The sequence below is a fragment of the Pseudonocardia sp. genome (assembly GCF_035305885.1).
In the GTDB taxonomy this organism is placed as follows: domain Bacteria; phylum Actinomycetota; class Actinomycetes; order Mycobacteriales; family Pseudonocardiaceae; genus Pseudonocardia.
In genome coordinates this window covers 1-17107 of sequence record NZ_DATGOP010000003.1, presented here as the reverse complement: position 1 = coordinate 17107, position 17107 = coordinate 1, and the positions used below count along the sequence as shown (strand labels likewise).

The window sequence follows — 17107 nt, the reverse complement described above, 5'->3', positions numbered from 1 at the left end:
CGGGGTGCGGGTCCGCGCGGGTCAGGCGGGGTGCGGGGCCGGGACCGCGAACTCCCGCTCGGGGCTGTAGCGGGGGGCGCCGTCGGGGGCGTCGCCGAGGTAGAAGCGGGTGGCCATGGCGCGCCGCTCCAGGTCGACGACCGTGCGCCACAGCGTCCGGATCGGGTAGGGCGTGTCGGTGGAGGCGTCGACGCGGACCGCGTCGAGGGCCTCGCGCATCCGCTCGGCGGACAGGCCCGTGCCCGCCGACCGCTCGACGAGCGTCCGGTAGCGCTGGTAGGTCAGCAGGGTCTCCCCGGTGTCCTCGGGCAGGGCCGCGGGGTCGGGGTGGCGGTGCAGGGGGTGGTTGGTCATGCAGAGCGCGCCGCCGTCGGCCTCCACGACGTGCTCGTCGCCGCCCAGCCCGCGCTCCCACACGAACGCCGCCCCGCTCGGGTCCGCGACGAGGTAGTGGAGCCCGACGCCGAGGTCGTACTGCTTGGCGGAGAGCAGGGCGGCCTTCGCCTCCTCGGCGGTGCGGCAGGTGTCGAGCAGGAACCGCGGCAGCTGCCCGCTCGACACCCCGACCTGCGGGCCCGCGTCGACCGGCGTGCCCGCGTTCTCGGCGTCGGCCAGGTTCAGCGCGACGGCGAGGCCGTGCTCGTTGACCCCCTCCATGCACCCGTCGAGCTCGTTCATCGTGAGCACGGTGGTGGCGGGCCCGTCGTCGGGGACGCTGGTGATCACGTACGGGCGGGCGCTGAGCGGCCGCTCGTCGATCGGCGGGGCAGGCGCCCCGGCGAGCAGGGCGAACAGCTCCGTGGCGCCGGTGGTGAAGAAGTCGTAGTTGCGGCCGAGCACGGCGCGGCCGTCGACGGTGGCGGTGGGCGGGTAGAAGCTCGTCGAGCAGGCCGAGCCGAGCGGGATCCCGCCGGCCCCGTCGAGGTAGAACTCGTCGGTCTCCGGGTCGAGGCCCAGCGCGGCCGCCGCGCCGTGCATGCGCACGAGGTGCTGCGGCCAGTACCGGGTGAACCAGGCCCGGCGGGCCCTGGCCTTGACCGGGTCGGCGGGCGCGGGCGTCCAGCCGTAGGTGCGGCGCGCCTCGACGGCGAGCGCGCGCCCGATGTCGGCCTGGCTGCCGGACACCGTGATGTGGCGGACGGTCATGAAGTCGCCGCTGTCGCCCGCGACGGTCTCGACGGTGACGTGCATTCGTTCCTCCTGGTCAGGATGGGGTGGGTCGCCACATCGGCCACAGGGCCGGGCCGTCGGGCAGGTGGACGGGCGGGCCGTGGTCGCGAAAGCCGTGGCGCTGGTACAGGGCGCGGCTGCGTCGCGAGGTCGCCTCCAGGTAGGCGGGCAGCCCCTCGGCGTCGGCACGGGCGAGGCGCTCGCGCAGCAGCGCCCCGCCGAGCCCGCGGCCCTGCGCCTCGGGCCGGACACCGAGCAGCACCAGGTACAGGTGCGCGGCGCCGGTCGGGTGCCGGGCCCCGGTCAGCTCCAGGAACGCGCGGAGGCGGGCGAGCTCGTCCGGGATCGGCGGCGGGTCGTCGGCCGGCTCGGCGGCGCCGGGCAGCCAGACGGCGACCGCCGCCCCGTCCGCGGAGAGGGCGAGCTCGCCGTGGGCCGCCGAGGCGGCGACGAGCGGGCCGTACCCGACCTCCTCCGCCGCGCCGGCCAGGTCGCCCGGCAGCAGCCACCGCGTGAGCGGGTCGTCGGCGAAGGCCGCGGCGAGGACGTCGACCGCGGCCGCCGTGGTCGGCGTGCTGGACAGCATGCGTACACCGTAGATCTGGCGACGATTCGCCAGCGGAAATCGCAGTGCACCTCTTGTGCGCACTAGTACAGTTGCGGCGTGGACGAGCCGCCCTACCTCCGCATCGCCGCCGCCATCCGCCGCCGGATCGAGGCGGGCGAGCTGCGGCCGGGCGACCGCGTGCCGTCCACCCGGCAGGTGGTCCGCGACTTCGGCGTGGCGATGGCGACGGCGACCCGCGCGCTCGCCGCCCTGCGCGACGAGGGGCTCGTGGTCACGCGCCCCGGGTCGGGCACCGTCGTGCGCGCCCCGGACGCGCCGGCCCGGCGCCGCGCGCCGGAGAGGGAGCTCTCGACCGATCGGATCGTGGCCGCCGCGCTGGACGTGGCCGACGCCGAGGGCCTGGAGGCGCTCTCGATGCGCAGGCTGGCCGCGACGCTCGGGGTCGCCCCGATGTCGCTGTACCGGCACGTGGCCGGGCGCGACGCGCTGGAGGTGCTCCTCGTGCGCGAGGTGCTGCGGGCGCACCCGCTGCCCGAGCCGGGACCGCCGGGCTGGCGGGCGAAGCTGGAGCTGGTGAGCCGGGTGCAGTGGCAGGCCTACCGCGCCCACCCGTGGCTCCCCGAGCTGATCTCCGTGACGAGGCCGATGCTGGTGCCCGAGGCGATGGCGCACACCGAGTGGACGCTGCGCGCGCTCGCCGACCTCCCGCTGTCCGAGGCCGAGCGGCTCCGCGAGGCGCTCGCGCTACCCGCGATGGTGCGCGGCCTGGCCGCGAACCTCACCGCGGAGGCCCAGGCCGAGCGGGAGACCGGCCAGGACGTCGGCGAGTGGTGGGCCACCCTGGACGGTCAGGTGCGCGCGCTGCTGCGCTCGGGCCGCTTCCCCCAGCTGGCCGCGGTGCACGGCAGGCAGCTCGACGACCTGGACGCGGTGCTCGAGCACGCGCTGGCCCGCTACCTCGACGGGCTCGAGCTGCGCCTGCGCCGGGCGGGCGCTACCACCTCCGGCGCACCAGCCAGCCGGTGAGCGCGCCGGCGCCCAGCAGGCCGAGCGCGGTGGTGGCGGTCGGCCCCTTGCGCAGGACCACCTGCGTGTGCAGCACCGGCGGCTCGGGCACCGGCACCGGCTCCTCCTGCTCGTTCTCCCGCGCCGTGGCGGCCCAGGCCGTCACGAAGAGCACGAAGCGGGAGGCGAAGTACACGAAGACCAGCAGACCGAGGAACGAGCCGAACACCGCGCCGCTCGGCGAGGACGTCACGCTGGCCAGGTAGTAGGTCATGACGATCTTCAGGACCTCGAAGCCCACCGCGCCGAGCAGGGCGGCCTTGGCGGCGCTGCGCAGCGTGGCGTGCTCGCGGGGCAGCCGGGCGATGACCCACAGGAAGATCAGCCAGTTGGCGACGATGCCGAGCAGGAAGCCGAGCACGCCGAGCAGGAACAGGGCCCACCCCTCGTCGCCGAGCCCGACGAGCCCCAGCAGGACCTCCGCGAAACCGGCGACGAGACCGGTGATCGCGAACGACCCGACGAGCGCCAGCCCGAGCCCGCCGAGGGTGAGCAGGTCGAACAGGATCCGCTTCGGCATGGAGGGCGTGGCGGGCACCTGCGCCCACTGCTCCGACAGCGCCTCCCGCAGGTTCGACATCCACCCGATGCCGGAGTAGAGCGCGGCGAGCAGGCCCAGCAGGCCGACGGCGCCGCGCTGGTCGATCGCCTGCTGGATGATCTGCTCGACCATCGTGTTCAGCCCGGGCGGGACGTTCTCGGTGATGGCGGCCTGCAGCTCGGTGAGCAGCGCCGGGTTGAAGAACAGCACGTACCCGGCGGCGGCGAAGGCGATCATCATCAGCGGCACCAGCGACAGCACGCTGAAGAACGTGATCGCCGCCGCGTAGTGGTTGCCGTGCCGCTCGGTGTACCGGGTCGCCGCCCGCAGCAGGTGGTCGAGCCACTCGTGGCGCGCACGCAGCCGCTGGAGCATCGATGGCTTCTCGTCGGCTGGTGCGGCCACGGCCGTCATCCCCTCACGTCGGCGGCAGGAACCCGATCTTCTCGTGGACGACGGCCAGCGTCTCGCCTGCGACCTCGCGCGCCCGGGTGGCGCCCCGGGCGAGCACCCGGTCCAGCTCCGCCGGGTCGTCCCGGTAGGTACGTACCCGTTCCCGCAGGGGTTCGACGAACTGCGCCACCACTTCGGCCAGGTCCTTCTTCAGGTCGCCGTAGCCCTTGCCCGCGTAGTCGGCCTCGATCTCGGAGATCTTCCGGTCGGTGAGCGCCGAGTAGATCGTGAGCAGGTTGGAGATGCCGGGCTTGGCCTCCGGGTCGTAGCGGATCTCCCGCTCGGTGTCGGTGACCGCGGAGCGGATCTTCTTGGCGCTCACCTTGGGGTCGTCGAGCAGCTCGATGATCCCCGCGGGGCTGGAGGCCGACTTGCTCATCTTGGCCGTCGGGTCCTGCAGGTCCTGGATCTTCGCGATCCCGGGCGGGATGAACGCCTCCGGGACCGTGAACGCCCGGCCGAAGCGGCTGTTGAAGCGCTGGGCGAGGTCGCGGGTGAGCTCGAGGTGCTGGCGCTGGTCCTCGCCCACCGGCACGCCGTCGGCCTGGTAGAGCAGGATGTCGGCGGCCTGCAGGATCGGGTAGGTGAACAGGCCGACGGTGGCCCGGTCGGTGCCCTGGCGGGCGGCTTTGTCCTTGAACTGGGTCATCCGGCTCGCCTCGCCGAAGCCGGTGAGGCAGCCCAGCACCCACGCCAGCTGCGCGTGCTCGGGCACGTGGGACTGCACGAACAGCGTGCAGCGCTGCGGGTCGAGGCCGAGCGCCAGCAGCTGGGCGGCCGCGTTGCGCGTGCGGTCGGCGAGCACCTTCGGGTCGTGCTCGACCGTGATCGCGTGCAGGTCGGGGATGAAGTAGAACGCGTCGTACGAGTCCTGCATCGCCACCCACTGCCGGACCGCGCCGAGGTAGTTGCCCAGGTGGAACGAGTCAGCGGTCGGCTGGATGCCGGAGAGCACCCGCTGGCGGCGGTCGGTGGCGGCGGTCATGGCGACGATTCTGCAGCACCCGCCCGCCGGTCACTCCGGGGCGGTGCCGTCCTCGTCGGGCTCGTCGACCACCCGCTGCACCTGCACCGTGTAGTTGTCGAGGTCGATCGGCCCGAGCTGGTAGTGCTCCTGGCCGCTACCCGTCTCCGACTCCTCGTGCTTGATCTTCCGTCCCGGGAACATCTCGCCCAGCACACCCATGGCCGCCACGGTACGCGCCTCCGCCGGGACGACCGATGAGTTGCGTGACGAGGCCGCGGGAGCGGATCCGGCGCCGCGGCGGGGGTGCCGGGCGAGACCGGGGAGCTGGAGGTGGCACCGCGGTCACCCCGCTGCCGGGCCGTACCGGGCGCAACGCGTTCGAGGGCGAGCGCACGCCGCGCGTCTCCAGCGTGCTGCTGCAACCGGCTGTTCCGCCCGGACGACGCGATCCACCCGGTGCCCCGGCCGCGGCCACGCTGTGGGCAGCGCTCTCACGCGTCGAGGGCGACCACCGTCATCCCGGCTGGGGTGGGCCCGTCCATCGCGGCCAGCGCCGCCCCCGCCTCCTCGAGCGGGATCACCCTCCCCACCAGCGACGCCGGATCGATGCCCGCGGTCGCCACGAGGTCGAGCAGCGCGGCGTACTCGTGCGGGGCGATGCCGTGCGAGCCGTGCACCGACAGCTCCCAGGCCACCACCCGGTCCATCGGCAGCGGCGGCGTGGCGTCCGGGCCGAGCAGCAGGCCGACCTGCACGTGTCTGCCCCGGCGGCGCAACGACCGCACCGAGGCCACCGCGGTGTCGGGCGAACCCAGCGCGTCGACCGACACGTGCGCTCCCCCGCCGGTGATCCGGTGGATCTGGCCGGGGACGTCGGCGGCCGAGCCGTCGAGCACCACCTCGGCGCCGCGGTCGGCGGCCAGCGCGAGGGCGTCGGCGGCGACGTCGACGGCCACCACCCGCGCCCCGAGCGCCCGGCCGAGCAGCACGGCCGACAGCCCCACCCCGCCGCAGCCGTGCACGGCGAGCCACTCGCCCGCGCCGAGGCGGCCGTGCGCGGTGAGCGCCCGGTAGGCGGTGGCCACCCGGCAGCCGAGCCCGGCCGCCGCGACGAACGACATCCGATCGGGCAGCCGCACGAGGTTGAACTCCGCCGACCGCACGACCACCCGCTCGGCGAACGAGCCGTGGTGGGTGAACCCGGGCTGGGTCTGATCCGGGCACACCTGGGGGTCGCCCGCCCGGCAGTAGCCGCACGTCCCGCAGCCGCAGACGAACGGCGCGGTGACCCGGTCCCCCGGCCGCCACGACGTGACGTCCGCCCCGACCCGCGCGACGACGCCCGCGAACTCGTGGCCGGGCACGTGCGGCAGCGCGACCGGGTCGTGGCCGCGCCACGCGTGCCAGTCCGACCGGCACACCCCGGTCGCCCGGACGTCGAGCACCACCGCGTCCGGCGGGCACTCGGGCTCGGGCACCTCCTGCACCCGCAGCGGCCCGCCGACCTCGGTGTAGACGACCGCGCGCACTACGCGGGGGTGAGCGGCAGCAGCCGCGGCCCCGGCCGCTGCGCGGGCACGAGGCGTTCGACCGGCTCCCGGTAGGTGGTGCTGCGCTGGCGCACCGGCCGCCCGGCCGCCGCGGCGATCGCGGTCAGCTCGGCGACGGTGCGGGCCGAGCCGTTCTCCGAGCCCGCCATCCGGCTGATCGTCTCCTCCATGAGCGTGCCGCCCATGTCGTCGGCGCCGCCGCGGAGGATCTCGGCGGCGAGGTCGTCGCCGAGCTTCACCCACGAGCACTGGACGTGGTCGATCCGCCCGTGCAGGGCGAGCCGGGCGAACGCGTGCACGGCGCGGTTGTCGCGCACCGTCGGACCGGGCCGGGCGATGCCCGCCAGGTAGATCGGCGCATTGTGGTGCACGAACGGGAGCGGGACGAACTCGGTGAACCCGCCGGTCTCGTCCTGCAGCGCAGCGAGCGTGCGCAGGTGGCCGAGCCAGTGCCGCGGCTCGTCGACGTGGCCGTACATCATCGTGGACGACGACGGGATGCCGAGCCGGTGCGCGGTGCGCACCACCTCGAGCCACTGCGCGGCGGGCAACTTGCCCTTGGTGAGCACCCACCGCACCTCGTCGTCGAGGATCTCCGCCGCGGTGCCCGGGATGGAGCCGAGCCCGGCGTCGCGCAGCTCGGTGAGCCACTCCTCGATCGACACCCCGGCCTTCGCCGACGCCGACACGATCTCCATCGGCGAGAACGCGTGGACGTGCATGCCCGGCACGGCGGCCTTCACCGCGCGCACGAGGTCGGCGTAGAAGGTGACCGGCAGCTGCGGGTCGATCCCGCCCTGCATGCACACCTCGGTGGCCCCGGCCTCGGCCGCCTCCACGGCGCGGGCGGCGACCTCGTCGAGCGAGAGCCGGAACGCGTCGGCGTCGCGCTCGCGCTGCGCGAAGGCGCAGAACCGGCAGCCGACGTAGCAGACGTTCGAGAAGTTGATGTTGCGGTTGACGACGTAGGTGACCTCGTCGCCCACGACGTCGGCGCGCACGGCGTCGGCGAGGCGGGCGAGCTCGTCCAACGCGGGCCCCTCCGCGGTGAGCACGGCCATCGCCGCGGCCTCGTGCGCCGGGTCGAGCAGGGCGGCCGGGTTCGAGGCGGCCAGCGAGAGGCCGGCGCGGACGTCGCCGTCGAGGCGCTCCGGTGCCGAGCGCCGGGTGGCGGCGAGCTCCTCGGCCACGGCGTCCCAGTCGCCGTAGACCGACGCGAAGTCGCCGCGCCGGTCGCTCGTGCGGCCCTCCGTGTCGATCGCGGTGTTGAGGTCGGTGCGGCCGGTGGAGGCGAACCCGCCGTCCGGCTCCTGCCACGGCCTGCCGACCACCTCGGCCGACTCGTTGGCCAGCCCGGTCTCCGGGTCGGCGAGCGCGGCGACGTGCGCGGAGATCCGGGCGTCGATCCACGGCGCGCCGGCCAGCACGTACTTCGGGTAGACGGCGAGCCGCTCCCGGATCCGGAAGCCCGCGGCGGCCGACCGGGTGGCCAGCTCGTCGATCGCGGGCCACGGCATCTCCGGGCTCACGTGGTCGGCGGTGACCGGCGAGACGCCGCCCCAGTCGTCGATCCCGGCGCGCAGCATGAGCGCGAACTCGTCGCCGATCAGGTTCGGCGGCGCCTGGATGCGCATCTTCGGGCCGAGCACGAGCCGCGCGACGGCGATCGTGGCGGCGAGGTCGTGCAGGTCGGCGTCCGGGTCGTTGGCCATCGCCGTGCCCGGCTTGGCCCGGAAGTTCTGAATGATCACTTCCTGGATGTGGCCGTGCGCCCGGGCGACCGCGCGGATCGCGAACAGCGACTCGGCCCGCTCGGTGCGGGTCTCGCCGATCCCGATCAGGATCCCGGTGGTGTAGGGGACGCCCACCCGCCCGGCGTCGGTGATCGCGCGGAGTCGGACGGCGGGCTCCTTGTCCGGGCTGCCGTAGTGCGGGCCGCCGCGCTCGCTCCACAGCCGCTCGGCCGTGGTCTCGAGCATCATCCCCATGCTCGCGGCCACCGGCTTGAGCCGGGTCAGCTCCTCCCACGACATGACGCCGGGGTTGAGGTGCGGCAGCAGACCGGTCTCCTCGAGCACGGCGATCGCGCAGGCCCGCACGTAGTCCAGCGTGGAGGAGTAGCCGCGCTCCTCCAGCCACTCGCGGGCCGCGGGCCAGCGGTCCTCCGGCCGGTCGCCGAGGGTGAACAGCGCCTCCTTGCACCCGGCGGCCGCGCCCGCCCGCGCGATCTCGAGCACCTCGTCCCGCTCCAGGTAGGCGGCCGGGAGCCGGTGCGGGACCGTGGCGAACGTGCAGTAGTGGCAGCGGTCGCGGCACAGCCGGGTGAGCGGGATGAACACGTTCTTCGAGTACGTGACGACGCCCGGGCGGCCCTCGGCCACCAGGCCGGCGTCGCGCACCCGGGATGCCACCGCGAGCAGCTCGTCGAGGGCGTCGCCGCGCGCGGCCAGCAGCACCGACGCCTCGGCGACGTCCAGGGTCACGCCGTCGCGGGCGCGCCGGAGCGCTCGACGGAGGGCGGCATCGGACGGCGCGGGCTCGCGGGGCACCTCGACCATGGGGTGAACAGTAGGTCGGCACGGGCGGGCGGGTCGACCTGCTCGGCGCCGCTACAGATCACAGCGCCGGACGGGAATAGACGCGGGTCAGGGCAGGACGGCCGAGATCTTCGCGACCAGCGCGTCGATCACGGTCGGGATGCTGAGCACGGTGCCCCACGTCCACGCGGCGGAGACCAGCGGGTCGTCGACGAACACCGAGCGGCCCTCCCGCACGACCTCCAACCGCGAGTACAGCGGGGCCCGTTCGATGTCCGCGCGTGCCTGCGGCTCGAAGCCGGTGTTCCACAGCAGCAGGTCGCGGTCGAGCAGCCCCATCTGCTCGTCGCTGATCGTGGCCCCGTCCAGGTCGCCAGCCAGCTCGCCGATCTCCGGCGGGATCACGAACCCGAGCGCGGTGACCAGCTGCGAGCGCTGGTCTCTGGGCGAGCGGACGAACGTCTGGCCGGCACCGACCCGCTCCGCAACCACCGCGGTGCGCCCCTCGAATTGCGGGTTCGCCTCGGCCGCCGCCTCGAGTTGCGCGTTGACCTCGGCGATCATCCGCTCGGCCCGGTCCGGGACGCCGAGGGCGCGGCCGGCGAGGCGGGTGTACTCGTCCCACGGCGCGCCCCACTCCGGGTAGCCGGCGGGCGGCGCGACCGTGGGCGCGATCCGCGACAGCGTCTGGTACTGGGTGTCGTCCATCGACGTGTAGAGCCCGATGATCAGGTCCGGGGAGAGCGCGGCGATCTCCTCGTACCGGTACTCGGGCGTGCCGGTGAAGGCGCCCCGGTTCAGGACCGCGGGCCGGGCGTCACCGAGCTCGTCCTGCGCCCACGGCCAGGTGGCGTACGGGTGGTCGCCGTACCAGTCGGTGACCCCGACCGGCCGCACCCCCATCGCGAGCACCGGGTCCTGATCGCTGTAGCCGACCGTGACCACGCGCTGCGGCGGGCTCGGGATCTCGGTGACGCCCTTGCTGTGCTCGACCCGGACCGGGAACGCGCCCCCGGCGGCCGGTTGGGAGACGGGCGCCGCCGTGTCGCCACCGCCGCAGGCGGTGAGCAGGCCGAGCGCCCCGAGCGCGCCCGCGCCGGCGAGCAGGCGACGGCGGCTCACGTGGCCGAACGGACCGAACGGGTGGGCGGCAGGCACGTTGCCTCCTGACGATCTCCGGCGCGACGCGGTGAGGTTAGCCAGCCTCATCGTTCACGCCACGTCGGCCGGTTCACCCCCCGTGACCTCGACCAGCTCGGCGAAGGTCGTCGGGAAGACCGCATGCGGGATGCCCCCGGCGGCCCACACCTCGTCGTAGGCCTCCAGCGCCCTGTCGACGAGGGTCCGCAGCGGCTTCGGGTGCCCGACCGGGGCCACGCCGCCGATCGGCTGGCCGGTGGCGGCGCGGACGAAGTCGGGCGTCGCCCGCCGCACGCGCTGCACGCCGAGCAGGCGCGCCACCTTGGCGGTGTCGACGCGGTGCGCGCCGGAGGTCAGCACCAGCAGCGGTTCGCCGTCGGCGTCGAAGACCAGCGAGTTCGCGATCTGCCCGACCTCGACGCCGAGCGCCTCCGCCGCCGCGGCCGCGGTGGTGACGGCGTCGGGCAGCACCTGCAGGCGCGCCACCCGGGCGGGGTCGGCGCCACCCTTCTCCAGGGCGGCGACCACGAGTTCGACGTTGCGGTGGGTCGCGGTGCTCACTCCCGAATCAGACCACGGGCGTCATCCCGGTTTTGCGGGGGAGCGCGCCACGCACAGCACCTCGCGCTCGCCCGCGCCGAACGCCGCGCCGGTCGGGACCAGCGCCACGAGATCCGCCCGGTCGCCGACCGCCTCGGAGGCAGCGGGGCACGCGGCCGCCGCGATCCGGCCGAGCGCGTCCGGTCCGGGGAAGCGCTCGGCGTGCGGATCGACCGACGCCACGATCTCGCCGCCGTGCGGGCCTGCGCAGTCCGCCGGCCCCAGCACCGCGCCGGGGGCCGGAGCCGCGTCGAGGCAGGTGGCCGCCGCGCCCAGGCGCACGTCGCCGTCGGCCCCGTAGGTGAGCACCTCGACGCGCGGCTGGGCGAGTGCGAAGCCCGCGGCGAGGCCGGCGAGCAGGCCGACCGCGGCCGCCCCCGCGACCGGCCACCACCGGCGCCGGGCGCGGGCCCGGCTTCCCGCGTCGAGGGCCCGCACCACCTGCAGCGCGGTCGGCCGGTTGCGCGGTGCCGCCTCCAGCGACCCGGCGAGCGCGCTTCCGAGCGCGCCGGTCGCCACCCCGGGCGCGACGCCGTCGACCGGCGGCGTGCCGGTGAGCGCGACGTGCACGGTGGCGCCGAGGGCCCACACGTCCGACTCGGCGGTCGCCCGTCCGCCCTCGCGCAGCTCGGGGGCGAGGAGGTGCGGCCGGTGGCCGAGCGCGGCGGCGAGGCCCGCGGCCGCGAGGCGAACCCGGCCGTCCGGCCCGATGCGGACGGTGTGCGGGCCGACGTCGCCGTGCACGACCCCCGCGGAGTGCGCCGCGTGCAGCGCCGCGGCCAGCTGGCGCGCGACCCCGGTGGCGGCGCGCTCGTCGAGCGGGCCGTCGGCCGCGACGGTGTCGGCGATCGTCGGGGCGTCCACGAGCTCGGTGACGATGTGGTCGACGTCACCGTCGGCGACGACGTCGTGGACGGCGACGAACGCGGGGTGGCCGAGCCGCCCGGTGGCCCGCGCGACCCGCAGCAGCTCCTCCCGCGCGACCCGGCGCTCGTCGGGTCCGGGCGGGAGGTGCAGCTCGGCGACGGCGACCTCGCGGCCCGTCACCCGGTCGGCGGCGCGCCACCGCGCACCTGCGGCGTCGGGTGCGGCGGCGCCGAGCACGACGTAGCGCCCGCCGATCACCCGGGTGGGGCTGAGTCCGGTCATGGGGGGTCAGCGGCGTCGCGGGCGGGGTGTATCACGCGCTAGCAGTCCGAGCCCGGCAGGGGGGACAGGTACTGGTCGGCCGCCCACCGGCCGTCCTCCAACTCCCGGAACCCGTCGGTGACCACCCTCGTGGCGTCGACGCGCGTTCCGCGCGGCAGCGTGTCGACCAGCGCCGCGCCCTGGCTCGGGCCGCTGCGCACGTTCAGCTGGTCGGTCACGACCTCCACCTGGCAGCCGGTGGACCCGTTGGCCGCCGTGACCGACCCCAGCCCACCCCGGTCGATGATCGCGAGCAGTGCCAGCACCACGCCCGCGACGAAGACGAACGTCCACCCCTTGAAGGTGGAGGCCTCCAACTTGGGCACCGTGATCCTGGCCACGTCCATGCCTCCCCGAAAGCGTGTGGGAACACACCGTATCCGGGATGTGGCCTCGGGCGCCTCCCACGCGGCGCACGCGTCGTTCGGGATAGCGTGTCCCCGTCCGACCACCCGTCCCGAGGCAGGCCAAAGCAGAAGATGAAGGTCATCTACACCTACACCGACGAGGCGCCCGCGCTGGCCACGCATTCGTTCCTGCCGATCATCGAGGCGTACGCGGGCAAGGCGGGCGTGGAGGTCGAGACCCGCGACATCTCACTGGCGGGGCGCATCCTGGCCGCGTTCGACCTGGCGCCCGACGCGCTCGGCGAGCTCGGCGAGCTGGCCAAGACCCCGTCGGCCAACATCATCAAGCTGCCCAACATCAGCGCGTCGATCCCGCAGCTGAAGGCGGCGATCAAGGAGCTGCAGGCCGCCGGGTACGCGGTGCCGGACTACCCCGACGACCCGAAGACCGACGAGGAGCGGGCCGCGCGCGCGAAGTACGACGCGGTCAAGGGCAGCGCGGTCAACCCGGTGCTGCGCGAGGGCAACTCCGACCGCAGGGCGCCCGCGTCGGTGAAGAACTACGCGAAGAAGCACCCGCACTCGATGGGCGAGTGGTCGCGCGACTCGGCCTCGCACGTCGCGACGATGTCCGACGGCGACTTCCGGCACTCCGAGCGCTCGGTCACCATCGCCGAGCCGGGTGAGCTGCGCATCGAGCACGTGGGCACCGACGGCACCGTCACCGTGCTCAAGGAGTCGGTGCCGGTGCTGGCGGGCGAGGTGGTCGACGCCGCGGTCATGCGGGTGGACGCGCTGCGCGCGTTCCTCGCCGAGCAGGTCGCCGACGCCAGGGCCAAGGGCGTGCTGTTCTCGGTGCACCTCAAGGCCACGATGATGAAGGTCTCCGACCCGGTGCTGTTCGGGCACGCGGTGCAGACCTACTTCTCCGACGTCTTCGCCCGCTACGGCGACGACCTCGCGAGCGTGGGCGCCGACCCGGACGACGGCCTGGCGAGCATCCTCGCCGCGCTGGAGAAGCTCCCCGCCGAGAGGCGCGAGGAGATCGAGCGGGCGATCACCGAGACCTACGAGCGGGGTCCCGCGCTCGCGATGGTCGACTCCGACCGCGGCATCACCAACCTGCACGTGCCGAGCGACGTCATCATCGACGCATCGATGCCCGCGGCCATCCGCTCGTCCGGGAAGATGTGGAACGCGAAGGGCGAGCTGCAGGACGCGAAGTTCGTGATCCCCGACTCGTCCTACGCCGCGCTCTACGCCGAGACCGTCGCGTTCTGCAAGGAGCACGGCGCGTTCGACCCGACCACGATGGGCACGGTGCCCAACGTCGGCCTGATGGCGCAGAAGGCCGAGGAGTACGGCAGCCACGACAAGACGTTCGAGATCAGCGCGCCCGGCACCGTCCGCGTGGTCGACGCCTCGGGCGGCACGCTGCTCGAGCACGAGGTCGCCGCGGGCGACATCTGGCGGGCCTGCCAGACCAAGGACGCCCCGATCCGCAACTGGGTGCAGCTCGCGGTCTCGCGCGCCCGCGCCACGGGCTGGCCCGCGGTGTTCTGGCTCGACGAGACCCGAGCCCACGACGCGGAGCTGATCAAGAAGGTCCGGGTCTACCTCGCCGAGGAGGACACCGAGGGCCTGACGATCGAGATCCTCCCGGTGGCCGAGGCCACCCGCTACACCCTCGAGCGCGCCAAGCGCGGCGAGGACACGATCTCGGTCACCGGCAACGTCCTGCGCGACTACCTCACCGACCTCTTCCCGATCCTCGAGCTCGGCACCAGCGCGAAGATGCTCTCGATCGTGCCGCTGATGAACGGCGGCGGGCTGTTCGAGACCGGCGCGGGCGGGTCGGCGCCCAAGCACGTGCAGCAGGTGCTCAAGGAGAACCACCTGCGGTGGGACTCGCTCGGCGAGTTCCTGGCGCTGGCGGTGTCGCTGGAGTTCCTCGCCGAGAAGACCGGGAACCAGCGCGCCGCGGTGCTGGGCAAGACGCTGGACGAGGCCACGGGCACGCTGCTGGAGACCGGCAAGTCCCCGTCGCGGCGGGTCGGCGAGCTCGACAACCGCGGCAGCCACTTCTACCTCGCCCTCTACTGGGCGCAGGCCCTCGCGCGGCAGACCGAGGACGCCGAGCTCGCGGCCACGTTCGCCCCGCTCGCGGAGCGGCTCGCCGCGGACGAGGAGAAGATCGTCGCCGAGCTCAACGCGGTGCAGGGCAAGCCGGTCGACCTCGGCGGCTACTACTTCGTCGACAAGGCCAAGGCCGACGCGGTGATGCGCCCGAGCGCGACGTTCAACGCCGCCCTCGCTGAGTTCTGACCCACCGACGGCGCCCGGCCACCCCGGCCGGGCGCCGCTCAGGCGGCGGGCGGCAGCGCGTCGAACACCGCCTCCGCCTCGTCGCGGGCGAGGTACATGCGCCACGCCCGCTCGGCGATCACGTCCGGGTCGAGCGTGGGGAGCCGGGCTCCCCGCTCCGTCATGACCCGATGGATGTCGCCGCGCTCGACCAGCCCGCCGATGGTGAGCACGCCCGCGTGGACGCCGTGCTCGGCGAGCGCGGCGTGCAGGGTGAGCACGTACATGCGCAGGGCCGCCGACGCGGGAGCGAGCGTCCCCAGCGCCGGGAGCGGCCGCAGGCCGGCGAGCCCGCCGCCGAACAGCAGCGCGCCCCGGCCGCGCTCCAGCATCCGCGGCAGCACCGCCGCGACGGCGCCCGCCGCGGGTGTCACCACCGACTCGAACGGGGCGCGCACCTCGGCGGGGCCGGCTTGGGGCAGCGGGACGACGTCCGCCCCGGCGTCCGGGGTGGCGGGGCCGAAGTAGAGGGTGTCGATCGGCCCGAGGTCGGCGCCGATGCGCTCCACCACACCGGCCAGCTGCGCGGGGTCGGTGACGTCGGCGGCGTAGGTCCGCGCGTCGATCCCCTCTGCCGCGAGCGCGGCCCGGTAGCCGGGGTGGCGCCGCGCCGAGCGGGACACCAGCGCCACCGCGAACCCCTCCCGGCCGAACCGGTGCGCCATGGACATCCCGAGGCCGGGGCCCGCGCCGAGCACGGCGATCACGGAACTTGAGGACATGCTCAAGTTCTTACCGGTAACCTGAGGGCACCGTCAACTTCCGGGAGGACCATGGCCCTGCGCAAGGACGCCCAGCGCAACCGCGAGCGGCTCGTCGAGGCTGCCCGCGCCGTGTTCGCCGAGCGCGGCCTCGACGTCGCGCTCGACGAGATCGCGCGCCGGGCGGGGGTGAGCATCGGGACGCTCTACAACCGCTTCCCCACGCGCGCCGAGCTGGTGCGGGCCGTGTTCGCCGACCGCGCGGAGACCGTCGTGCGGATCACCGAGCACGCGCTGGGCATGGCCGACCCGTGGGCGGGCTTCGTCCACTTCGTCGAGCAGGTGTGCCGGATGCTGGCGGCCGACCGGGGCTACAACGACCTCGCGGCACGCGCCCTCCCGCAGGCCACCCCGCAGCACGCCCGCGGGCACGAGCTGATGACCCGGGTGGTCGAGCGGGCCCGGGAGGCCGGTGCGCTGCGCGCGGACTTCACGCTCTCCGACATGGCGTTCGTGATCTGGGCGATCACCCGCACCGTCGAGGCGACCGCCGGCGTCGAGCCCGACGCCTGGCGGCGCCACCTCGGCTTCATCCTCGACGGCCTGCGCGCCCCGGCCGCCCACCCGCTGCCGGTGCCGCCGCTCACCGAGGATCAGGTGGCCCGCGTGATGCGCGACTGCTGACCCGCCGCGGCCCACCGGAACACCAGCCACGAGAGCGCGATCAGCACGGCGGCGGCCGGGGCCAGCCCGCCCGTCCCGGCCTGTGCGAGCACCAGGCCGCCGATCCCGCCCGCGAGCGAGACGCCCAGGTAGGTCGCGGTCGTGGTCAGCGCGAGCGCCTGGCCCCCGGCCGGGCCGGCGAGCCCGAGCAGGCGCGCCTGGATCGCGGGGGCGTTCCAGAACGCGAACCCGCACCACACCGCCGTGACCGGCGCGACGAGCCGGAACGGCACCTGCCGTGCGAACCACATCCCGGAGAAGGCGACCATCACGGCGACCAGGCTGCCGATGCCGATCAGGAGCGAGGTGTCCGCGCCCCAGCGGTCGACGGCGTGCCCGCCGAGCCACACCCCGAGCATCCCGGCCACGCCCGAGACGGCGAACAGCACCGCCCGCCCGTCCGGCCCGGTGCCGGACACGTCCCGGACGAACGGCGCGAGGTAGCTCAGCAGCAGCATGCTGCCCGACAGCGTGATCGTGTTCGCCAGCAGGCCGAGGCTGATCGGGCGGGCGGCCAGCACGGCGAGCTGCTCCCGCAGCCGCGGGACCGGCCCGGGCGGCGTGGCGGGCACCGTCGCGAGCAGGGCGACGGCAACGACCACGCCGGCCAGCGCGACCGCGCCGAACGTGGCGCGCCAGCCCAACTCGCCGCCGATCCACGTGCCCAGCGGGACCCCGGTCGCGATCGAGCCGGTCACGCCGAGCGAGACGAGGCCCAGGTAGCGGCCGCGCCGCTCGACGGGCGCGAGCGCCGCGGTGACGGCGAACAGGGCCGGCGTCGCGCTCGCCGCGGCGAGCGCCGCGACCACCCGCAGCGCCATCAGGGGGCCGAACGAGCAACCTCCTGCGCGGCCACGACGCGGTGACCACCGCCGCGACCGGGGCGGCGAACGCGACGGTCAGCGAGAACACGGTGATCAGCTGGCTTGCGACGGCCTCGGAGACGGCGAGGTCGGCGGCGATCTCCGACAGCACGCCCGCGACCACGTAGTCGTCGGTGTAGTGGACGAACGCGGCCGCCGCGAGCGCCCACAACCGGGGACGGCACGGCCGGCACCGTAGATCGTCGAGCCCGCGTCGCTCCACCCGGTTTCCGCCCGGGCTCGCCCGCCGGCGGATTGCAGCACGGAAACCGCTTGCGCGGGGGTTTACCGTGGACCGACGTGCTCCCGCCCTACCTGCTCCTGGTCAGG

Annotated in this window: 16 protein-coding genes; 3 read left to right on the top strand and 13 right to left on the bottom strand. The window is 74.7% G+C overall.

The genetic code is table 11. The annotated features are described in order from the left end of the window. Positions 1-21: 21 nt before the first annotated feature. Positions 22-1191 carry a C45 family peptidase gene (locus VKZ81_RS00285; protein ID WP_324239298.1) on the bottom strand — a complete coding sequence of 390 codons (1170 nt, stop codon included), beginning with the start codon at positions 1189-1191 and terminating at the stop codon, positions 22-24. A gap of 13 nt (positions 1192-1204) precedes the next feature. Continuing rightward, positions 1205-1756, bottom strand: a complete 552-nt coding sequence (locus VKZ81_RS00280) for a GNAT family N-acetyltransferase (protein ID WP_324239297.1) — start codon at positions 1754-1756, stop codon at positions 1205-1207. Between the two features lie 78 nt (positions 1757-1834). On the opposite strand from VKZ81_RS00280, the gene VKZ81_RS00275 reads away from it, so the two are divergent. Further along, the gene (locus tag VKZ81_RS00275; RefSeq protein ID WP_324239296.1) at positions 1835-2764 is read left to right on the top strand and encodes a GntR family transcriptional regulator; all 930 of its coding nucleotides are present in this window, start codon (positions 1835-1837) and stop codon (positions 2762-2764) included. Here VKZ81_RS00275 and yhjD read toward each other — a convergent pair. The 9 genes from yhjD to VKZ81_RS00230 all read right to left on the bottom strand — a co-directional run bounded on the left by yhjD (position 2733) and on the right by VKZ81_RS00230 (position 12120). After that, the gene (gene yhjD, locus VKZ81_RS00270) at positions 2733-3749 is read right to left on the bottom strand and encodes an inner membrane protein YhjD (RefSeq protein ID WP_324239295.1); all 1017 of its coding nucleotides are present in this window, start codon (positions 3747-3749) and stop codon (positions 2733-2735) included. The genes VKZ81_RS00275 and yhjD overlap by 32 nt on opposite strands. A 13-nt stretch (positions 3750-3762) precedes the next feature. Beyond that, positions 3763-4782: a tryptophan--tRNA ligase gene (gene trpS / locus VKZ81_RS00265; protein WP_324239294.1), complete on the bottom strand. Its 1020-nt coding sequence runs from the start codon at positions 4780-4782 to the stop codon at positions 3763-3765. Positions 4783-4812: 30 nt separating this feature from the next. Further along, the gene (locus VKZ81_RS00260; RefSeq protein WP_324239293.1) at positions 4813-4983 is read right to left on the bottom strand and encodes a hypothetical protein; all 171 of its coding nucleotides are present in this window, start codon (positions 4981-4983) and stop codon (positions 4813-4815) included. Positions 4984-5255: 272 nt separating this feature from the next. After that, entirely contained in the window at positions 5256-6293 is a 1038-nt protein-coding gene (locus tag VKZ81_RS00255; RefSeq protein WP_324239292.1) for a zinc-dependent alcohol dehydrogenase family protein, read from the bottom strand. Next, positions 6293-8872 carry a bifunctional FO biosynthesis protein CofGH gene (locus VKZ81_RS00250; RefSeq protein ID WP_324239291.1) on the bottom strand — a complete coding sequence of 860 codons (2580 nt, stop codon included), beginning with the start codon at positions 8870-8872 and terminating at the stop codon, positions 6293-6295. The genes VKZ81_RS00255 and VKZ81_RS00250 overlap by 1 nt, the downstream gene beginning before the upstream one ends. 87 nt (positions 8873-8959) lie before the next feature. Further along, on the bottom strand, positions 8960-10009 hold the full coding sequence (locus VKZ81_RS00245) for an iron-siderophore ABC transporter substrate-binding protein (protein ID WP_324239290.1): 1050 nt from the start codon (positions 10007-10009) through the stop codon (positions 8960-8962). Positions 10010-10063: 54 nt separating this feature from the next. Continuing rightward, complete coding sequence (locus VKZ81_RS00240; RefSeq protein WP_414709311.1) at positions 10064-10552, bottom strand: YbaK/EbsC family protein; 489 nt, start codon at positions 10550-10552, stop codon at positions 10064-10066. A 21-nt stretch (positions 10553-10573) separates the two neighbouring features. Beyond that, positions 10574-11740: a protein kinase domain-containing protein gene (locus tag VKZ81_RS00235; RefSeq protein WP_324239289.1), complete on the bottom strand. Its 1167-nt coding sequence runs from the start codon at positions 11738-11740 to the stop codon at positions 10574-10576. 38 nt (positions 11741-11778) lie between these two features. Next, positions 11779-12120, bottom strand: coding sequence for an SH3 domain-containing protein (locus VKZ81_RS00230; protein ID WP_324239288.1), 342 nt, complete (start codon positions 12118-12120; stop codon positions 11779-11781). Between the two features lie 138 nt (positions 12121-12258). On the opposite strand from VKZ81_RS00230, the gene VKZ81_RS00225 reads away from it, so the two are divergent. Then, positions 12259-14451 (top strand): NADP-dependent isocitrate dehydrogenase, encoded by a 2193-nt coding sequence (locus tag VKZ81_RS00225; protein ID WP_324239287.1) that lies wholly within the window; start codon positions 12259-12261, stop codon positions 14449-14451. Positions 14452-14489: 38 nt separating this feature from the next. Here VKZ81_RS00225 and VKZ81_RS00220 read toward each other — a convergent pair whose 3' ends face one another. After that, positions 14490-15212 (bottom strand): SDR family NAD(P)-dependent oxidoreductase, encoded by a 723-nt coding sequence (locus tag VKZ81_RS00220; RefSeq protein ID WP_324239286.1) that lies wholly within the window; start codon positions 15210-15212, stop codon positions 14490-14492. Between the two features lie 51 nt (positions 15213-15263). On the opposite strand from VKZ81_RS00220, the gene VKZ81_RS00215 reads away from it, so the two are divergent. Further along, positions 15264-15875 carry a TetR/AcrR family transcriptional regulator gene (locus tag VKZ81_RS00215; RefSeq protein ID WP_324239285.1) on the top strand — a complete coding sequence of 204 codons (612 nt, stop codon included), beginning with the start codon at positions 15264-15266 and terminating at the stop codon, positions 15873-15875. Here the strand turns inward: VKZ81_RS00215 and VKZ81_RS00210 are convergent. Further along, positions 15845-16735 carry an MFS transporter gene (locus VKZ81_RS00210; RefSeq protein ID WP_324239284.1) on the bottom strand — a complete coding sequence of 297 codons (891 nt, stop codon included), beginning with the start codon at positions 16733-16735 and terminating at the stop codon, positions 15845-15847. The two genes, VKZ81_RS00215 and VKZ81_RS00210, sit on opposite strands and share 31 nt — an antisense overlap. Positions 16736-17107: the final 372 nt, after the last annotated feature.